The following is a 16,393-nucleotide window of genomic DNA, read 5'->3' on the forward strand; positions in this document are numbered from 1 at the left end:
CCTCGTGGGCCACATCGAACTGCGAGACCTCGACGACGACGATCTCGACGCCGTCTTCGAGATGATGCGCGACCCCGTGGCGGTGGAGCTCGCCGCCTTCACCGCCGACGATCCGGATGACCGCGCCGCATTCGATCGCTGGATCACCCGCATTCGCGAGAACGACGACGTCACCTATCGCATCGTCACCGAGGACGGCGCATTCGCCGGCGCGGTAGGGTCGTTCACCGTCGACGGCGACCGCGAGGTGACCTACTGGATCGCCCGCCACGCGTGGGGGAGAGGCGTGGCGACGCAGGCGCTGCGCCTCCTGGTCTCGCGCGAGCCGGTGCGACCCCTGTTCGCGCGCGTCGCGGTCCACAACGCCGCCTCCCGTGCCGTCCTCACCCGGTGCGGTTTCACCGAGGTCTCCCGCACCACCTCGTTCGCGCCGGGCGTCGGGCGCGATGTCGAAGAAGCGGTGTACACCCTGCTGCCGGTCCTCGACGGGAGCTGAGGCCGCGCCGCGGCATCCCTCCTCCCTTCGCCGCCCGCCCGCACGCCCCCGCCCGCGCCCCAGCCCATGCCGGTGCGCCCCGGGGCCCTCCCGCGCACATTTGGAGCGGAACTGGACCCCCAGGCGCGCATCGAGGTGTGGGAGGCCGTGCGCGAAGTCGCCCGCGGGGCACGACCATTCTGCTGACCACGCAGTACCTCGACGAGGCCGAGCAGCTGGCGGACCGCATCGTGATCATGCACGAGGGACGCATCATCGCCGAGGGCACGCTCGACGACCTCAAGCGACGGTTCCCGCCCGCCCGGGTCGAGTACATCGAGAAGCAGCCGCTCACCGGACGGTCGCTGCGCCACATCCTCCGCAGTCCCGACACCATCGTCACCACCGCCGTGATGCCGATCGGCTTCCTGCTCCTGTTCGTCTTCGTCTTCGGCGGGGCGATCCAGACGGGAGGGGAGTCGTACGTGAGCTACCTGCTGCCCGGCATCCGGCTCATCACGGTGGCCTCGGGGGTCGCGTACACCGCGTACCGGCTCTTCCCGCGACCTGCAGGGCGGGATCTCCGAGCGCTTCCAGTCGATGCGGGTCGCTCGGTCGTCGGTGCTGTGGGCGCATGTCCTCACGTCCGTCGTGGCGAACGCGGTCTCGCTGAGCGTCGTCGTCGCCGTCGCGTTCGTCATCGGGTTCCGGAGCCCTGCGGGCGCCGGGGCATGGCTCGCCGTCGGCGGCATCCTGCTCCTGTCCACGCTCGCGCTCACCTGGCTCGCCGTCATCGCCAGGCTCACGGCGAAGACCGTCGACGGCGCCAGCGCGTTCTCGTACCCGCTGACTTCCTGCCGTTCCTGAGCTCGGCCTTCGTTCCGACCGAGACGATGGCCGGGCCGGTGAGGTGGTTCGCGGAGTATCAGCCGGTCACGTCGATCGTCAACGCGATGCGGGCGCTGCTGGCGGGCGAGGCGCCGGGCGCCGACCTCTGGATCGCCCTCGCCTGGTGCGCCGGGATCCTCGTGGCGGCCTACCTCGGTGCGGCGGTGGCGTACCGGCGCCGGTTCCGCTGAGACGACACGCGACGTCGTGCTCGCGGGGCGAACGTGCACCCCGCGAGCACGGGCGTCGTCACGCGGTCTTGATGTACCCGTTCGGGTTCAGGACGTACTTGCGCGCGGCGCCCTGATCGAACTCCTCGTAGCCGCGCGGGGCGTCATCGAGCGAGATCGGCGTCGCGTTCACCGCCTTGGCGATCTGCACCTTGTCGTGGAGGATCGCCATCATCAGCTGGCGGTTGTACTTCATCACCGGGCACTGGCCCGTCGTGAACGACAGCGACTTCGCCCATCCCAGACCCAGGCGCAGTGACAGCGAGCCGACCTTCGCAGCCTCGTCGATGCCGCCCGGGTCACCGGTGACGTAGAGCCCCGGGATGCCGAGGGCACCGCCGGCGGCGGTGAGGTCCATCAGCGAGTTCAGCACCGTCGCCGGTGCCTCACGGCCGGAGTCCGAGCCGTGCCCGCGGGCCTCGAACCCGACAGCGTCGACCGCGCAGTCGACCTCGGGCACACCGAGGATCTGCTCGATCTGATCCTTCGGGTCGCCCTGGGAGACGTCGACGGTCTCCGCGCCGAATGAGCGTGCCTGGGCGAGGCGCTCCTCGTTCAGGTCGCCGACGATGACGACCGCCGCGCCCAGGAGCTGAGCACCCACGGCAGCGGCGAGCCCGACGGGACCCGCGCCGGCGATGTAGACCGTCGAGCCCGGACCGACTCCGGCGGTGTAGGCGCCGTGGAAGCCGGTCGGGAAGATGTCGGACAGCATCGTCAGGTCGAGGATCTTCTCGAGGGCCTGATCGCGGTCGGGGAACTTCAGCAGGTTCCAGTCGGCGTAGGGCACCAGCACGAACTCCGCCTGGCCGCCCACCCAGCCGCCCATGTCGACGTAGCCGTAGGCGCTGCCGGGCCGGTCGGGGTTGACGTTGAGGCAGATCCCGGTCTTGCCCTCCTTGCAGTTGCGGCACCGGCCGCAGGCGATGTTGAAGGGGACCGAGACGATGTCGCCCACCTTGATGAACTCGACGTCGGGCCCCACCTCGACGACCTCGCCGGTGATCTCGTGTCCGAGCACGAGGCCCTCCGGCGCTGTCGTGCGACCCCGGACCATGTGCTGGTCGGAACCGCAGATGTTCGTCGACACCGTCTTGAGGATCGCGCCGTGCGGCACCTTCCGCCCGACGTTCGCCGGGTTCACGCCCGGCCCGTCCTTGAGTTCGAACTCCGGGTAGGCGGTGTCGATCACCTCGACCACCCCGGGGCCCTTGTACGCGACAGCTCTGTTCGTTGACATCATCGTCCTCTCGTCGTGCGCGACACGAAGGGTGCATCGCACCCTCCTGGGTCGAGCATGACCGGCGCGTGGGTGAGGCACCATGCCTTGACAGGAAGAGGTTTTCCGAGAAGACGAGCGACCGCACCGCCTGGGAAAGACGAAGCCCCCGCCCGGAAAATCCCCGGTCGGGGGCTTGATCGTCGCTGTGCGCGAGGGGGGAGTTGAACCCCCACGCCCTTTCGGGCACTGGCACCTGAAGCCAGCGCGTCTGCCTATTCCGCCACTCGCGCGAGCCGAGGGTCACTGACCCGCGAAACTCAACTTCCCGAGGATATCACGCCGCTCAGCCCGCCTTCGGCCGGCCCGTGGCATCCGCCCTCGCTCTCCCCGGCGCGTTCCGGGGCTCTGTCGCGGGCGAGTTCAGCCGCGACCCGTCGATGAATGCTGCCCAGGATGCCGTGAACCCGCCCTTTTCGACGGCTCGCGGCCCAGCGCGGGAAGCCCGGCTCTCCGCGACCAGCCGCGACGCGCGAACGGACCGCGACCCGTCGATAAACGCTGCCCGGGATGCCGCGAACCCGCATCCATCGACGGGTCGCGGCCCACCGCGGGGAAGCCAGGCCGTCCGCACGCGGCCCAGGCAGGGGGCCGTGCGCCCGGCCAGCCAAAGCCCACCCGCCGCGATCGCGGACGCGCGCGACGCGTGTCGCAGGCGGTGTGGATCGCCTGTCCAGGCTGGACAACTAACATGTACCGACTGGATCGCCTGCCTGAGGAGCCCCGTGGGACTACTAGACAGCTTCGAGAAGGGACTCGAACGCGCCGTCAACAGCGCCTTCGCCAAGACCTTCCGTAGCGGGATCCAGCCTGTCGAGATCGCGTCCGCGCTCCGCAGCGAACTGGACAAGAAGGCCGCCGTCGTCAGCCGCGACCGCATCCTCACCCCGCACACCTTCACCGTGCGTCTCGCCCCGAGCGACGACGAGCGCATGCGCGCGATCGGCCCCGCCCTGGGCGAGGAGCTCCAGTCGCTCGTCGAGAAGCATGCCCGTGCACAGGGCTACAGCTTCGCCGGCCCCGTGACCATCACGCTCGAGCGCGACGACCAGCTCTCGACCGGGACGCTCCGGGTGGACAGCTCCAGCGCCGAGGGCGCGGTCTCGTGGCGCGGCGTGATCGACGTCGAGGGCAAGCGGCACCCGCTGCTGAAGGGCCGCACCGTCATCGGTCGCGGGAGCGACGCCGACGTCACCATCTCGGATGCCGGGACGAGCCGCAAGCACGTCGAGGTGCTGTGGGACGGCGAGCGCGCGATGGTCCGCGACCTGGGGTCGACCAACGGCACCCTCCTGAACGGCAGCCGGGTGAGCGAAGCCCCGCTCTCGCCGGATTCCACCATCACGATCGGACGAACCGATATCGTCTTCCGCGTGGTGGCGCAGGCGGTACCTCCGCGGCCGTCCCGGCCGGCTCCCGACGCGACGCGCGCCTTCGATATCCGCGAACAGGGGCCGCTGCCGTGAGTGAACTGACCCTCCTGCTCCTGCGCATCGGCTTTCTGGTGCTGCTGTGGTTCTTCGTCTTCGCGGTCGTCTATTCGCTGCGCGCCGACCTGTTCGGCATGAAGGCGCGGAAGATGCCCGAGCCCGCCGCCGCGGCAGCCGCCCCCGCGGCCCCCGCCGTGACGAAGTCGCCCGCGTCGCCGTCGGCGCTCACCGAGCCGGTCGCACGAGCCCGCCCGGCCGCCGCCGCCGCCGCGCCCCAGAAGGGCGGACCGGCGACCCCGTCCACCGTCTCGCGCATCGTCATCACGAGCGGCCCGAAGGCCGGGCTCGAGCTGCCGCTCGGCAGCGAACCGCTCACGATCGGTCGGTCCAGCGAATCCGGCCTGGTCATCCGCGACGACTACACCTCCAGCCACCACGCCCGCATCATGCTGTGGGGAAATCAGTGGATGCTGCAGGACCTCGATTCCACCAACGGCACCTGGCACGACGGCGCCCGCGTGTCGGCGCCGGTCGCCATCACGGTCGGTGCGCCCATCCGCGTGGGGGCCACCACCTTCGAGCTCCGGAAGTAGCGGACGGACCCCTTCTCCATGGTCTTCCAGGGCTCGAGCGCCGCGATCTCGCACACCGGCAAGGTGCGCTCCAACAACCAGGACTCCGGGTACGCCGGGTCGAACCTCTTCGTCGTCGCCGACGGCATGGGCGGCCACGCGGGCGGGGATGTCGCCTCGAGCCTGGCCATCGAGCGCCTGCGCGACCTCGACGATTCGTTCTCGTCGACCTCCGAGGCCGAGCGGGCGCTCCGCGACGCCATCGCCGAGACCGCACAGCACCTCATCGACACCGTCGGCGTCAAGCCCGAGCTCGCGGGCATGGGAACCACGGTCAGCGCGCTGCTGATGGTCGACGACTACGCCGTCATCGCCCACATCGGCGACTCGCGGATCTATCTGTACCGCGATGGTGCGCTGACGCAGATCACCACCGACCACACCTTCGTCCAGCGGCTGGTCGACTCCGGGCGCATCACCCCCGAGGAGGCGCGGTACCACCCGCGGCGCTCGGTGCTGATGCGGGTGCTCGGCGACATGGATCCCGATCCCGAGGTCGACACGTTCATCATGCCGACCCAGCCCGGCGACCGGTGGCTGCTGTGCTCGGACGGACTGTCGGGCGTGGTCGACGATCCCCACACCGCCAAGGCCCTGGGGCTCGGCCTCGCCCCCGGCCGCACCGCCGACGCGCTGCTGAAGCAGGCCCTCGACGGCGGTGCCCCCGACAACGTCACCATCGTCCTGGTCGACGTCGGCGGGCAGCATCCGGTCTTCTTCGGCACCCCCACCATCGTCGGCTCCGCCTCCAACCCCATCGGCGTGGAGGTGCCGGCCGCGCGCCCCGGCCGCAGCAGCTGGCTGCACCCCAACCGCGGAGCGGCGAACGAGCCCACCCACTTCGAACCCGACGCCGAGTTCCTCGAGGAGCTCATCGAAGAAGACCGTCGTCGCGCCCGCCGTCGCCGGATCGCGTGGTTCGCGGGGCTCATCCTCGTGATCGCGGCGCTGGCGACCACGCTGATCCTGGCCTACCAGTGGACTCAGACCCGCTACTTCGTGGGCGCCGACGACGACACCGTCGTCATCTACCGCGGTGTCCAGCAGGACATCGGTCCGCTGTCGCTGTCGACCCCGTTCGAGGACACCGGCATCGACCTGTCCGACCTTCCCCCGTTCTCGCGCACCACGGTCGAAAGGACGATCTCGGCGCAGTCGCTCGAGGACGCCCGCACGATCGCCGATCGACTGCGCATCGCCGCGGAGGCGAACTCATGACCGCTGCCCCTCCCGGCGTCACCCGACCCGACGCCGCCTCGACCGACACCGCGGTGATCCGCGCGCTCAAGCGCATTCGCGTGCCGCAGACCCAGCGCAACCGCGAGCTGTTCCTGCTCCTCTTCGCCTGCGCGCTCACCTGGGCCGCCGTCGCCCTGGTGCAGCTGGGCGCGATCGGCGCGATCGAGCCGACGTTCCTCTACTACTGCGGCGGGCTCACCGTGCTCGTGCTGGCGCTGCACATCGTGCTGCGCTTCCGCGCCCGCGACGCCGACCCGTTCGTCGTGCCGATCGCGACGATCCTCACCGGCCTCGGCATCGCGATGATCTACCGCATCGACATCGCCATCCGCCAGGAGGGGTGGGATGCCGCCTCGACCCGCCAGATGGCGTGGGCGGCGATCGCCGTGATCGCCGCGGTGGTCGTGGTGATCTTCCTCCGCAACTACCGGGTGCTCTTCCGCTACACCTACGTCTCCGGCTTCGCCGGCATCGCGCTGCTGCTGCTGCCGATCGTGCCGGGTCTCGGCACCGACGCGAACGCCGACGTCTGGGTCTCGCTCGGCTTCGTGTCGTTCCAGCCGGGTGAGCTCGCCAAGATCGCGCTGGCGATCTTCTTCGCCGGCTATCTCGTCCGCACCCGCGAGAGTCTGACCTCGACCGGCACCCGGTTCCTCGGCATGACCTGGCCCCGTGCCCGCGAGCTCGGACCTCTGCTCGTGATCTGGCTCGTCTCGCTCGGCATCATCGTCATGCAGCGCGACCTCGGCACCGGCACGCTCATCTTCGGCATGTTCGTCGCGATGCTCTACGTCGCCACCGGCAAGACCAGCTGGGTGCTCATCGGCGTGACCCTCGCCGCCTCCGGGGCCTTCCTCGCCTCGCGCGTGCTGCCCTACGTCGGTGGGCGCTTCGCCAACTGGCTGAACGCCTTCGACCCCGAGATCATCGAGCGCTCCGGCGGCAGCTACCAGCTCGTGCAGGGCATCTTCGGGCTCGCTCACGGCGGACTGATCGGCACCGGTCTCGGCCAGGGCCGACCGTACATCACGCCGCTGTCGCAGAGCGACTACATCCTCCCGAGCCTCGGCGAAGAGCTCGGCCTCGTCGGCGTCTTCGCGATCCTGTGCCTGTACATGGTCTTCGTCAGCCGCGGCATCCGCATCGGGCTGGCGGGACAGGATGACTTCGGCAAGCTCCTGGCCACGGGCTTGGCGTTCACGATCGCGCTGCAGGTGTTCATCATGGTGGGCGGCGTCACCCGCCTCATCCCGCTGACCGGTCTGACGACCCCCTTCCTCGCGGCGGGCGGGTCGTCGCTCGTGGCGAACTGGATCATCGTGGCCCTGCTCCTGCGCATCTCCGCCGCCGTCCGCTCCCGCCCCCGGGTGGTGATCGGATGACGAAGGAACTGCGCCGACTCAGCATCATCGTGCTGCTGATGTTCCTCGCCCTCTTCGGGTCGACGAGCATCATCCAGGTCATCCAGGCGGAGACCCTCGCCGCGAATTCAGCCAACACACGCTCGCTCTACGACTCGTACGAGGTGCAGCGCGGCTCGATCGTGGCGAGCGGCATCGAGATCGCGTCATCCGTCCCCTCCGACGACGTCTACAGCTGGCAGCGGGTATATCAGAACGGCGACATGTGGGCGCCGGTCACCGGGTACATCAATCCCGCCCTGGGATCGTCCACCGGGATCGAGCAGGCGATGAACGGCGAACTCAGCGGCACCTCGAACTCGCAGTTCCTCTCCCGGATCGAGCGGATCTTCACCGGACAGCCGCCCCGGGGGTCGAACGTCGAATTGAGTCTGGATGCCACGGTGCAGCAGGCCGCCTACGACGCCCTCGGCGACCTGCAGGGCGCCGTCATCGCGATCGAGCCCGACACCGGGCGGGTGCTCGCGCTCGTGACGAGCCCCAGCTACGACACGAACTCGCTGGCGATCCACGATCCCGAGCAGGTCAACGCCACCTACGAGCAGCTGCTGGCCGACCCCGCCGACCCGCTCATCAACCGGGCAATCGGCGGCGACCTGAACCCGCCAGGGTCGACCTTCAAGCTCGTGGTGGCCTCGGCCGCGCTCGCGTCGGGCGACTACACCCCCGAGTCGGAGCTCCCCAATCCCGCGGTGTATCAGCTGCCGCAGTCGAGCAACGTCGTCTTCAACGCCAGCCGCGGTGCCTGCGGTCCGGGCGACACCGTGACCCTCGCCGAGGCGCTGCGCCTGAGCTGCAACATCCCGTTCGCCGAACTCGCCGTCGAACTCGGTGACACCGCGATCCGCGAAGAGGCCGAGAAGTACGGCTTCAACCGCAGCTTCGACATCCCGCTCACGTCGACCGCCTCGCCCTACCCCCGTGCACTCGACGACCCGCAGACCGCCCTCACCGGCTTCGGCCAGGGTCAGGTCGATGCAACGCCGCTGCAGATCGCGATGGTCTCGGCCGGCATCGCCAACGGCGGCGTCGTGATGAATCCCCGCATGGTCGACCAGGTCATCGGTCCCGACCTCTCGGTACAGCAGACGTTCGAGAACACCGAGTTCGGCCGCGCGCTGGACGAGGACCTGGCCGAGGAGATGGTCACGATGATGGTCGCCAATGTCCAGGACGGCGCGGCGAGCGGTGCAAGAATAGACGGGGTCGACGTGGCCGGGAAGACCGGCACGGCGGAGAACGGATCAGACGAGCCGTACACGCTCTGGTTCACCGGTTTCGCACCCGCCGACGACCCCCAGGTCGCCGTCGCGGTGGTCATCGAAGACGGTGGCGGACAGGGCCAGTCCGGCAGCGGGAACACAATCGCGGCGCCCATCGCGAAGACGGTCATGGAGGCGGTGTTGGGAAGATGAGACCGACGCAGGGAGTGACCTTCGGAGGACGCTACGAGCTGGACTCGCGCATCGCCATCGGCGGCATGGGCGAGGTCTGGGAGGCGACCGACCACGTCATCGGGCGCACCGTCGCCATCAAGATCCTCAAGGACGAGTACATGGGGGACCCCGGGTTCCTCGAGCGCTTCCGCGCCGAGGCCCGGCACGCCGCCCTCGTGAACCACGAGGGGATCGCCAGCGTCTTCGACTACGGCGAGGAGGCCGGCTCGGCGTTCCTCGTCATGGAGCTCGTCCCGGGCGAGGCGCTCTCGACGATCCTCGAGCGCGACGGCGCCCTGTCGACCGACAAGACGCTCGACATCGTCGCTCAGACCGCGGCCGCACTGCAGGCCGCCCACGCGGCGGGCCTGGTCCACCGCGACATCAAGCCCGGAAACCTCCTCATCACGCCCGACGGTCGTGTGAAGATCACCGACTTCGGCATCGCCCGCATCGCCGACCAGGTGCCGCTGACCGCGACCGGTCAGGTCATGGGCACCGTGCAGTACCTCTCGCCCGAGCAGGCATCGGGCCACCCGGCTTCGCCGGCGACCGACATCTACTCGCTCGGCATCGTCGCGTACGAGTCGCTCGCCGGCAAGCGTCCCTTCACCGGGGAGTCGCAGGTCGCGATCGCGATGGCCCAGATCAACGAGCAGCCGCCGCCGCTGCCGCCGACCGTCGCGCAGCCGGTGCAGAACCTCGTCATGGCGATGATCGCCAAGAAGCCCGAGGACCGCCCCGCCTCCGCCGCGGCGGTCGCGCGTGCGGCATCCGCCCTCCGCCGGGGCGACCTCGCGGCGGCAGCCGCCGCGGTTCCCGCCATCGCGGGCGCGGCCGCGCTCGCTGACGACGCCACGCAGCTGCTCGCCCCCGCCGGGGCGACCGCCACGGCGACGCAGATCCTCTCCGCACCACTGCCCGACTACGCCGAGCCGCAGGAGCCCGAGAAGAAGAAGCGCAGCCGCTGGACCTGGCCGCTCATCGCCCTCATCGTCATCCTGCTGCTGGTGCTCGGCGGGACGCTGTGGGCCCTGTTCGCCAACCAGGGCGGCGCGTCTCCCGACCCGTCCGGGTCGACGACGACCTCGCGCCCGTCTCCCTCGCAGACGACCCCGTCGGCGACGCCCACGCAGGACCGCATCGACCTCGACGCGCTGGGCCTCACCGGCGTCGACTGCGACACCGCTCGGGCCGCGGCCCGCGACGCCGGTGTCCTCACCGTGAACTGCCAGCAGGGCAACGCAGCGCCGACGGCCGACGAGGTCTCGCTGGTCTACGACTACGAGCCGCAGGGCTCCGTCACCCCCGACCAGGTGCTGACGCTGTCGTTCTACGGGCCGCAGACCGAGCTGCCCCAGCCGACCGCGCCGACCCTGAGCTCGGGCACCGTCGCCCCCGGCGGCACGCTCACCGTCAACTGGCAGGGCTACTCCTGCCCGGCGGGTGAGGGATCGCCCGGCGCCTACACGCTCACCGCGGTGAACGGGACGTTCTCCAACGGCCAGAACACCATGCCGTTCGACACCAACACGCGCCAGGCGCAGCTGTCGGTGCCCAACAACGCCAGCGGCACGGTGCTCGTCACCTACACCGTAACGTGCACCGGCGGGCCGTCGGGAGAGCGCACGTCGGGCAACTCGCCCGAGGCGCAGGCGGCCATCCAGGCCGCACCGTCGCCCTCCCCGTCCGACGACAACGGCGGGGGCGAAGGCGGCGGTGACGACGGCGACAACGGCTGACCCGCGTCATCCGATCCGGTCCCCAGGAAGACCCCGGTGACCGTCCGTTAGGCTGTACCCGTTCCACCAGGGGGTGACTGTGACCACTGAGACGCGCGTGCTTTCAGGGCGATACCGCGTCGATGAGATCATCGGTCGCGGCGGAATGGCCACGGTGTACCGGGGCGAGGATCTGACGCTCGGTCGCCAGGTCGCGATCAAGATCCTCGACCGCGATCTCGCCGGCGACAACGCCTTCCGCACCCGGTTCCGGCTGGAGGCGCAGGCGGCGAGCCGCATGGCGAACCCCGCGATCGTGCGCGTGTACGACGCCGGCGAGGACTCCGAGTCCGGCGTCGACGGCGTGACGCGTCCGGTGCCCTTCATCGTGATGGAACTCGTGCGCGGGCGTCTGCTGAAGGACATCATCGCCGCGGGTCCGGTCCCGGTCTCCGACGCCGTGCGCTACGTCGACGGCATCCTCGAGGCCCTGGAGTACTCCCACCGTGCGGGGGTCGTCCACCGCGACATCAAGCCCGGCAACGTCATGGTCACCGATGCCGGCCAGGTGAAGGTGATGGACTTCGGCATCGCCCGCGCGGTGTCCGATTCGTCGTCGACGGTCGCCGAGACCACGCAGATCCTCGGCACCGCCGCCTATTTCTCGCCCGAGCAGGCCAAGGGCGAGCCGGTCGACGCGCGCGCCGACTTGTACTCGACGGGCGTCGTGCTCTACGAGCTCCTGACCGGACGGCAGCCCTTCCGCGGCGAGTCGCCCGTCGCGGTGGCGTACCAGCACGTCAGCGAGACGCCGCTCGCTCCCTCCGAGGTCGTCGAGACGGTACCCCGGGCCCTTGACACGGTCGTGCTGCGGGCGCTGGCGAAGGATCCGTTCCAGCGGTATCAGGATGCCGCGGGCTTCCGCGAGGCGCTGGATGCGACCATCGACGGTCGCACCCCCTCCAAGCGCCAGGTCGGCGCGCTCACGAGCGAGCTCTACGGCCCGAACCCTCGCGCCGCGGCTGAGACCGCGCGGTCGCTGCGCCAGCTCAGCACCGACACCACCATGAAGCGCACCCAGGCCGGACCCCCGGTCGCGTGGATCTGGGCGGGCGTCGCGCTCCTTGCCGTGCTGCTCATCTCCGTGCTCTTCTGGGTCGTCACGATCCAGCCGGCGAACGAGGTGCCCACGAGTGCTCGCATCGTCCCCGACGTGTCGGGGATGACCTATGAGCGCGCGGTCGAAGAGCTCGAAGCGCAGGACCTCGTGCCCTCTCAGCTCACCGAACCGAGCATCGACGTTCCCGAGGGCGCCGTCATCCGCACCGATCCCGCGTCGGGCCTCTCGGTCTCGCCCGGGCAGGGCGTGCTCGTCGTGGTGTCGGAGGGCCAGGATCTCTCGACCGTTCCCACCCTCGAGGGTCTGACGCGCGACGCCGCGGCTCAGGCCCTCGCCGACGCGGGGCTCCGCGTGGGAACGATCCGCACCGAGAACGATCCCGGACGCGAGGCGGGCATGGTGCTCTCGGCCGACCGCGATGCCGGGGTCGAGGTGCCCGCGGGCACCGTGGTGAACCTCGTCGTCGCCACGGGCAACGTCACCATCCTCGACTACCGCGGCTACACCGTCGAAGCCGCCACGCGCGAGCTGCAGTCCGAAGAGCTCGGCCTCACGGTCGAGACCGCCGAAGACCCCGGCTGCCCGGCCACGAACCCGGCGACGGTGTCGCAGCAGTCCCTGGCGCCGGGCGATGTGCCGGTGCGCTCGACGATCACCCTGACGTACTGCACCGGCGGCTGACGGCCCCGCGAGTCGGCCGCGCGGGCCGGGCCGGGGCATCCTGATGCCTCGCGCTTGCACGCTCGGCTCAGACGCGTACATTCGGCCCGGACGCGTACATTCAGGCCGGAATCGTCCTCGCCTCAGCCGATCGTCCGCGTGCGGGCTGCTTCCGCCGCGACGTCTGGCCCGCGGCATCCGGATTCCTCGCGCGCGTACGTTCGGCTCGGACGAGTACGTTCGGGTCGGGATCGTCCTCGTCTCACCCGATCGTCCTCGTCTCAGCCGATCGTCCTCGTCTCAGCCGATCCTCCGTGCGCGGGCGGGCGGCACGCGGCCACGCACCGTCGGCGGAGACGTCGTCAGCGGCGCGGGCTGAGCTGGGCGCCGCGCTCCCCAGCCCCGGCGACGCCGAGCGTCTCGAGCCAGTTGCCGAGGAGGCGGTGCCCCCCGTCGGTGAGCACGCTCTCGGGGTGGAACTGCACACCGAGCACGGGCGCCGAGACATGGGCGATGCCCATGATCACCCCGCTGCCGGTCTCGGCGGTGACCTTCAACTCGCGCGGGAGCGTCTCGCGCTCGATGGCGAGCGAGTGGTACCGGGTGGCGGTGAAGGGATCGGCGAGCCCCTCGTACAGCGCACTGCCGTCGTGTCGGACCTCCGAGGTCATCCCGTGCATCAGCTCGGGAGCGTGGCCGACCCGCGCGCCGAACGCCTCGGCGATGGCCTGGTGACCGAGACACACCCCGAGAAGCGGGATGCCACGGGCAGACGCGGCGCGGACGACATCGACCGACGCCCCCGCGTCGGCGGGAGCGCCGGGGCCGGGGGAGACGAGGATGCCGCGGTATCCCCCGAGGGCGTCGCCGTCGCCCGCCTCGAGTGCCGCCGCGTCGAGCGCGTCGGCCTCGACCATCCGGGTGGTGACGCCGAGTTGGTGGAGGTACCCGACGAGGGTGTGGACGAAGCTGTCGTGGTTGTCGACGACGAGCACATCGGCCGTCACTCGACCGTCACTTCCTGCGGATTGACGAACTGGCTCACCCACGGGAAGGCGTAGAAGAACAGGCCGTAGAGGACCGCCGCCACCAGCACGATGACGATGAACAGCCGCACCCACCAGGGTCCGGGAAGAACGCGCCAGAACGCGGCGTACATCAGCTGACCCCCTCGGTGAGCGACGCGGGCGGTCCGTCGGCGTACGGCTGGAACGACTCGAAGACGCCGTAGGCGACGATGCGCTCGGCGAGGGAGAACATCGGACTGCAACTGGTCATCGTGATGTAGCGCCCGTTGGCGGGCACGTCGGGCATCTGCGGCACGGGGAGGAGCACCTCGACCTCATCGGGGGTGACGTACTCGAGGGTGCGGAACCGGTAGGTGTACCACCCCGCCGGCGTCTCGATCACGATCGCGTCGCCGACGTGGAGTTCGGCGATCCGTTTGAACGGCGCGCCGTAGGTGGTGCGGTGCCCGGCGACGGCGAAGTTGCCGACCTCCCCGGGCATCTTGCTTCCGGGGTAGTGGCCGATGCGGAAGTTGTCGAGGGTGCCCGCGCGCGTGACCCCGCCCGCCATGGTCCAGGCGTAGTCGGCGCCGAAACGCGGGATGCGCATGATCGCGAAGTCCTCGGTGCCGGTCGGCTCCGGGAGGATCACCGGCTCCGGCGGAGCAGCCTCGGCGGCCGGCTCTTCGGTCGGCGCCGGCGTCGTCTCGGGGAGACTCTCCTGGAACTGCTCGGCCCACTGCTCCGACAGCTCCTGCCCCTCGGCGTTGGCCTGCGCGCCGAAGATGAGGTCGCCAAGGTACATCTGCCACCCGACATAGAGGAGCGTCAGCACGCCGGCGGTGATGAGCAGCTCGCCGAACACCCCGACGATCGAGACCCGCTGTCGCGGCTTGGCGTGGCGCGGCGCTTTCCCGGAAGGAGGCGCCTGCGGCGGAGCGGCACGCGCGGTGCGATCGCGGCGCAGGGCCGGCTCGGTCATCCGCTCGTCGCGCTCGTCACCCACGGTGCGATTGTAGCCATCTCTCGCTGGGATCCCGCTGGCGGATAGAATGGGGCCATGGCACGCTCAGGCAGGGACGACGACACGCTCATCGAGCGCGCGGAGGGCGAAGCGGCCCCCAACCCGGTGTGGTTCAAGCCGATCATGATCGGCCTCATGCTGATCGGACTCGTGTGGGTCCTCGTCTTCTACATCAGCGGCATGCAGTGGCCGATCCCCGGCATCGCCGCCTGGAACCTCCCGATCGGCTTCGGCATCGCGTTCATCGGGTTCCTGATGACCACACGCTGGCGCTGACCTAATTACACCGGTGTCATTCATCCCCAACTGGGGATGAACCTGTGGATAAGTCCGCTCAGAAGTACAGCACGGGCGGCACCAGCAGCAGCGCCAGCAGTCCGACGGTGAGCGTGATCAGCAGCGCGATTTGCAGAGGTCGGCGCGAGCGCGCTCGCGTCTGGGTGAGGATGACCGCGACGAGCAGTCCCGCGATCAACCCGCCGACGTGCGCCTGCCAGGAGATGTTGAACCCCGGGATGAATCCGATCACCAGGTTGATGCCGAGGACGATCGCGATCCCCGTCACGGGCGCACCGAGGTGACGACCGATGATCAGCAGGGCACCGAAGAGGCCGAACACCGCACCCGATGCGCCGACGACCGGCGTGCCGAACGACAGCAGCGCCACCGCCACCGAGCCGCCGAGGGTGCTGATGAGGTAGAGGGCGATGAAGCGCCACCGGCCGAGGAGCGGTTCGAGACTGCGCCCGATGAGCCAGAGCGCGAGCATGTTCAGACCGATGTGCCAGAAGCCGGAGTGCACGAGCGACACCGTCAGCAGGCGCCACGGCTGGAAGACTCCGAACGCCTCAGGGTAGAGGGTCGGCGCCCAGAACGACAGGGTGTCGGTGACCGTCCCGCCGAACCCGGGGATCAGCGAGATCAGATAGACCAGCGCGGTGATGCCGATGATCGCGTAGGTGGCGAGCGGTCGGGTGTCGCCGACGGCCACGGTCGCGGGGCGTCGGGCCCACCGCCGCTCGGCCTTCTTCTGCGCGGGAGTGCGTGAGGCCTGCTGCTGCGCGAGGCACTCGGGGCAGATCACGCCGACGGGCGCCTGGATCTGGCACTCCGGGCAGATGGTGCGCAGGCACCGCTGACACAGGACGAAGCTCTGCCGATCGGGATGCCGGTAGCAGAAGTTGTCGCTGTTGCGACGAAGGTCGTCGGAGCTCACGTCCGTGTCAGCGGCGCCGCCGCTCAGGCGGTGACGACGTCGATCGACTCGATGACGACGGGCTCGACCGGGCGGTCCCCCGCCGCGGTGGGAACCTTCGCGATGGCGTCGACCACGGCACGCGAGGCGTCGTCAGCGACCTCGCCGAAGATCGTGTGCTTGCCCTGCAGCCACGGGGTGGGATCGGTGGTGATGAAGAACTGCGATCCGTTCGTGCCCTCGGGCTTCCCCGTGAGGCCGTTGCGACGCAGCCCCGCGTTGGCCATGGCCAGCTTGTAGGGGGCGTTGAAGTCCAGCTCGGGGCTGATCTCGTCGTTGAAGGTGTAGCCGGGGCCGCCGGTGCCCTGACCGAGCGGGTCGCCGCCCTGGATCATGAAGCCGGGGATGATGCGGTGGAAAATGACGCCGTTGTAGAGGGGGCCTTCGCCGGGCTTGCCGGTCGCGGGGTGGGTCCAGGAGCCCGAACCGTCGGCGAGGCCGACGAAGTTCTGGACCGTGCGGGGGGCCTGGTCGCCGAACAGGTTGACCACGATGTCTCCGTGGTTGGTGTGGATCGTGGCGACAGCGGTGTGAATGGGCATGAGTACATTCTTTCAGAGTCCCGTGCAAGCCCTG

15 protein-coding genes, 1 tRNA gene and 2 pseudogenes are annotated in these 16,393 nt (G+C 69.9%); 11 read left to right on the forward strand and 7 right to left on the reverse strand.

The genetic code is table 11. The features are described 5' to 3' along the window. The first annotated feature begins 4 nt into the window (after positions 1 to 4). The 3 genes and pseudogenes from MA875_RS11635 (at position 5) to MA875_RS11645 (ending at position 1,554) form a co-directional block, all read left to right on the forward strand. The gene (locus MA875_RS11635; RefSeq protein WP_248242455.1) at positions 5 to 496 is read left to right on the forward strand and encodes a GNAT family N-acetyltransferase; all 492 of its coding nucleotides are present in this window, start codon (positions 5 to 7) and stop codon (positions 494 to 496) included. A 111-nt stretch (positions 497 to 607) separates the two neighbouring features. Further along, a pseudogene (locus MA875_RS11640) lies at positions 608 to 825 on the forward strand (ABC transporter ATP-binding protein); the annotation flags it as partial. After that, positions 811 to 1,554: pseudogene (locus MA875_RS11645) on the forward strand (ABC transporter permease). The pseudogenes MA875_RS11640 and MA875_RS11645, both read left to right, overlap by 15 nt. A gap of 58 nt (positions 1,555 to 1,612) precedes the next feature. Here the strand turns inward: MA875_RS11645 and fdhA are convergent. Further along, positions 1,613 to 2,833, reverse strand: coding sequence for a formaldehyde dehydrogenase, glutathione-independent (gene fdhA / locus MA875_RS11650; protein ID WP_248242456.1), 1,221 nt, complete (start codon positions 2,831 to 2,833; stop codon positions 1,613 to 1,615). Positions 2,834 to 3,021: 188 nt separating this feature from the next. Next, a tRNA-Leu gene (locus tag MA875_RS11655) sits at positions 3,022 to 3,105 on the reverse strand. A 492-nt stretch (positions 3,106 to 3,597) separates the two neighbouring features. Between MA875_RS11655 and MA875_RS11660 the strand changes: the two genes are divergently transcribed. The 7 genes from MA875_RS11660 (at position 3,598) to pknB (ending at position 12,552) form a co-directional block, all read left to right on the forward strand. Next, positions 3,598 to 4,338: an FHA domain-containing protein gene (locus MA875_RS11660; RefSeq protein ID WP_248242457.1), complete on the forward strand. Its 741-nt coding sequence runs from the start codon at positions 3,598 to 3,600 to the stop codon at positions 4,336 to 4,338. Then, entirely contained in the window at positions 4,335 to 4,895 is a 561-nt protein-coding gene (locus MA875_RS11665) for an FHA domain-containing protein FhaB/FipA (RefSeq protein ID WP_248242458.1), read from the forward strand. Before MA875_RS11660 ends, MA875_RS11665 begins: the two co-directional genes overlap by 4 nt. 18 nt (positions 4,896 to 4,913) lie before the next feature. Beyond that, the gene (locus MA875_RS11670) at positions 4,914 to 6,152 is read left to right on the forward strand and encodes a PP2C family protein-serine/threonine phosphatase (protein WP_248242459.1); all 1,239 of its coding nucleotides are present in this window, start codon (positions 4,914 to 4,916) and stop codon (positions 6,150 to 6,152) included. Next, positions 6,149 to 7,555 (forward strand): FtsW/RodA/SpoVE family cell cycle protein, encoded by a 1,407-nt coding sequence (locus MA875_RS11675; RefSeq protein ID WP_248242460.1) that lies wholly within the window; start codon positions 6,149 to 6,151, stop codon positions 7,553 to 7,555. Before MA875_RS11670 ends, MA875_RS11675 begins: the two co-directional genes overlap by 4 nt. Next, positions 7,552 to 9,009: a peptidoglycan D,D-transpeptidase FtsI family protein gene (locus MA875_RS11680; protein ID WP_248242461.1), complete on the forward strand. Its 1,458-nt coding sequence runs from the start codon at positions 7,552 to 7,554 to the stop codon at positions 9,007 to 9,009. Before MA875_RS11675 ends, MA875_RS11680 begins: the two co-directional genes overlap by 4 nt. After that, entirely contained in the window at positions 9,006 to 10,772 is a 1,767-nt protein-coding gene (locus MA875_RS11685; RefSeq protein ID WP_248242462.1) for a serine/threonine-protein kinase, read from the forward strand. The genes MA875_RS11680 and MA875_RS11685 overlap by 4 nt, the downstream gene beginning before the upstream one ends. Before the next feature lie 79 nt (positions 10,773 to 10,851). Next, on the forward strand, positions 10,852 to 12,552 hold the full coding sequence (gene pknB, locus MA875_RS11690; RefSeq protein WP_308221524.1) for a Stk1 family PASTA domain-containing Ser/Thr kinase: 1,701 nt from the start codon (positions 10,852 to 10,854) through the stop codon (positions 12,550 to 12,552). A 341-nt stretch (positions 12,553 to 12,893) separates the two neighbouring features. Here the strand turns inward: pknB and MA875_RS11695 are convergent, their stop codons facing one another. From MA875_RS11695 to MA875_RS11705, 3 genes are read right to left on the reverse strand one after another with little or no spacing between them, the layout of a single operon-like run. Beyond that, a complete protein-coding gene (locus tag MA875_RS11695) occupies positions 12,894 to 13,538 on the reverse strand; it encodes an anthranilate synthase component II (RefSeq protein ID WP_248242463.1) in 645 nt (214 codons plus the stop codon). Next, positions 13,535 to 13,690: a hypothetical protein gene (locus tag MA875_RS11700; RefSeq protein ID WP_248242464.1), complete on the reverse strand. Its 156-nt coding sequence runs from the start codon at positions 13,688 to 13,690 to the stop codon at positions 13,535 to 13,537. The genes MA875_RS11695 and MA875_RS11700 overlap by 4 nt, the downstream gene beginning before the upstream one ends. Beyond that, the gene (locus tag MA875_RS11705; RefSeq protein ID WP_248242465.1) at positions 13,690 to 14,544 is read right to left on the reverse strand and encodes a class E sortase; all 855 of its coding nucleotides are present in this window, start codon (positions 14,542 to 14,544) and stop codon (positions 13,690 to 13,692) included. Before MA875_RS11705 ends, MA875_RS11700 begins: the two co-directional genes overlap by 1 nt. Before the next feature lie 54 nt (positions 14,545 to 14,598). Between MA875_RS11705 and MA875_RS11710 the strand changes: the two genes are divergently transcribed. Next, on the forward strand, positions 14,599 to 14,838 hold the full coding sequence (locus MA875_RS11710; RefSeq protein ID WP_248242466.1) for a cell division protein CrgA: 240 nt from the start codon (positions 14,599 to 14,601) through the stop codon (positions 14,836 to 14,838). Between the two features lie 58 nt (positions 14,839 to 14,896). On the opposite strand, the gene MA875_RS11715 is transcribed toward MA875_RS11710, so the two are convergent. After that, complete coding sequence (locus MA875_RS11715) at positions 14,897 to 15,778, reverse strand: rhomboid family intramembrane serine protease (RefSeq protein ID WP_248242467.1); 882 nt, start codon at positions 15,776 to 15,778, stop codon at positions 14,897 to 14,899. A 23-nt stretch (positions 15,779 to 15,801) separates the two neighbouring features. Further along, entirely contained in the window at positions 15,802 to 16,359 is a 558-nt protein-coding gene (locus tag MA875_RS11720; protein WP_124292015.1) for a peptidylprolyl isomerase, read from the reverse strand. Positions 16,360 to 16,393 lie beyond the last annotated feature (34 nt).

Origin of the sequence: Microbacterium kunmingense, from assembly GCF_023155745.1 — a bacterium.
GTDB classification, from domain to species: domain Bacteria; phylum Actinomycetota; class Actinomycetes; order Actinomycetales; family Microbacteriaceae; genus Microbacterium; species Microbacterium kunmingense.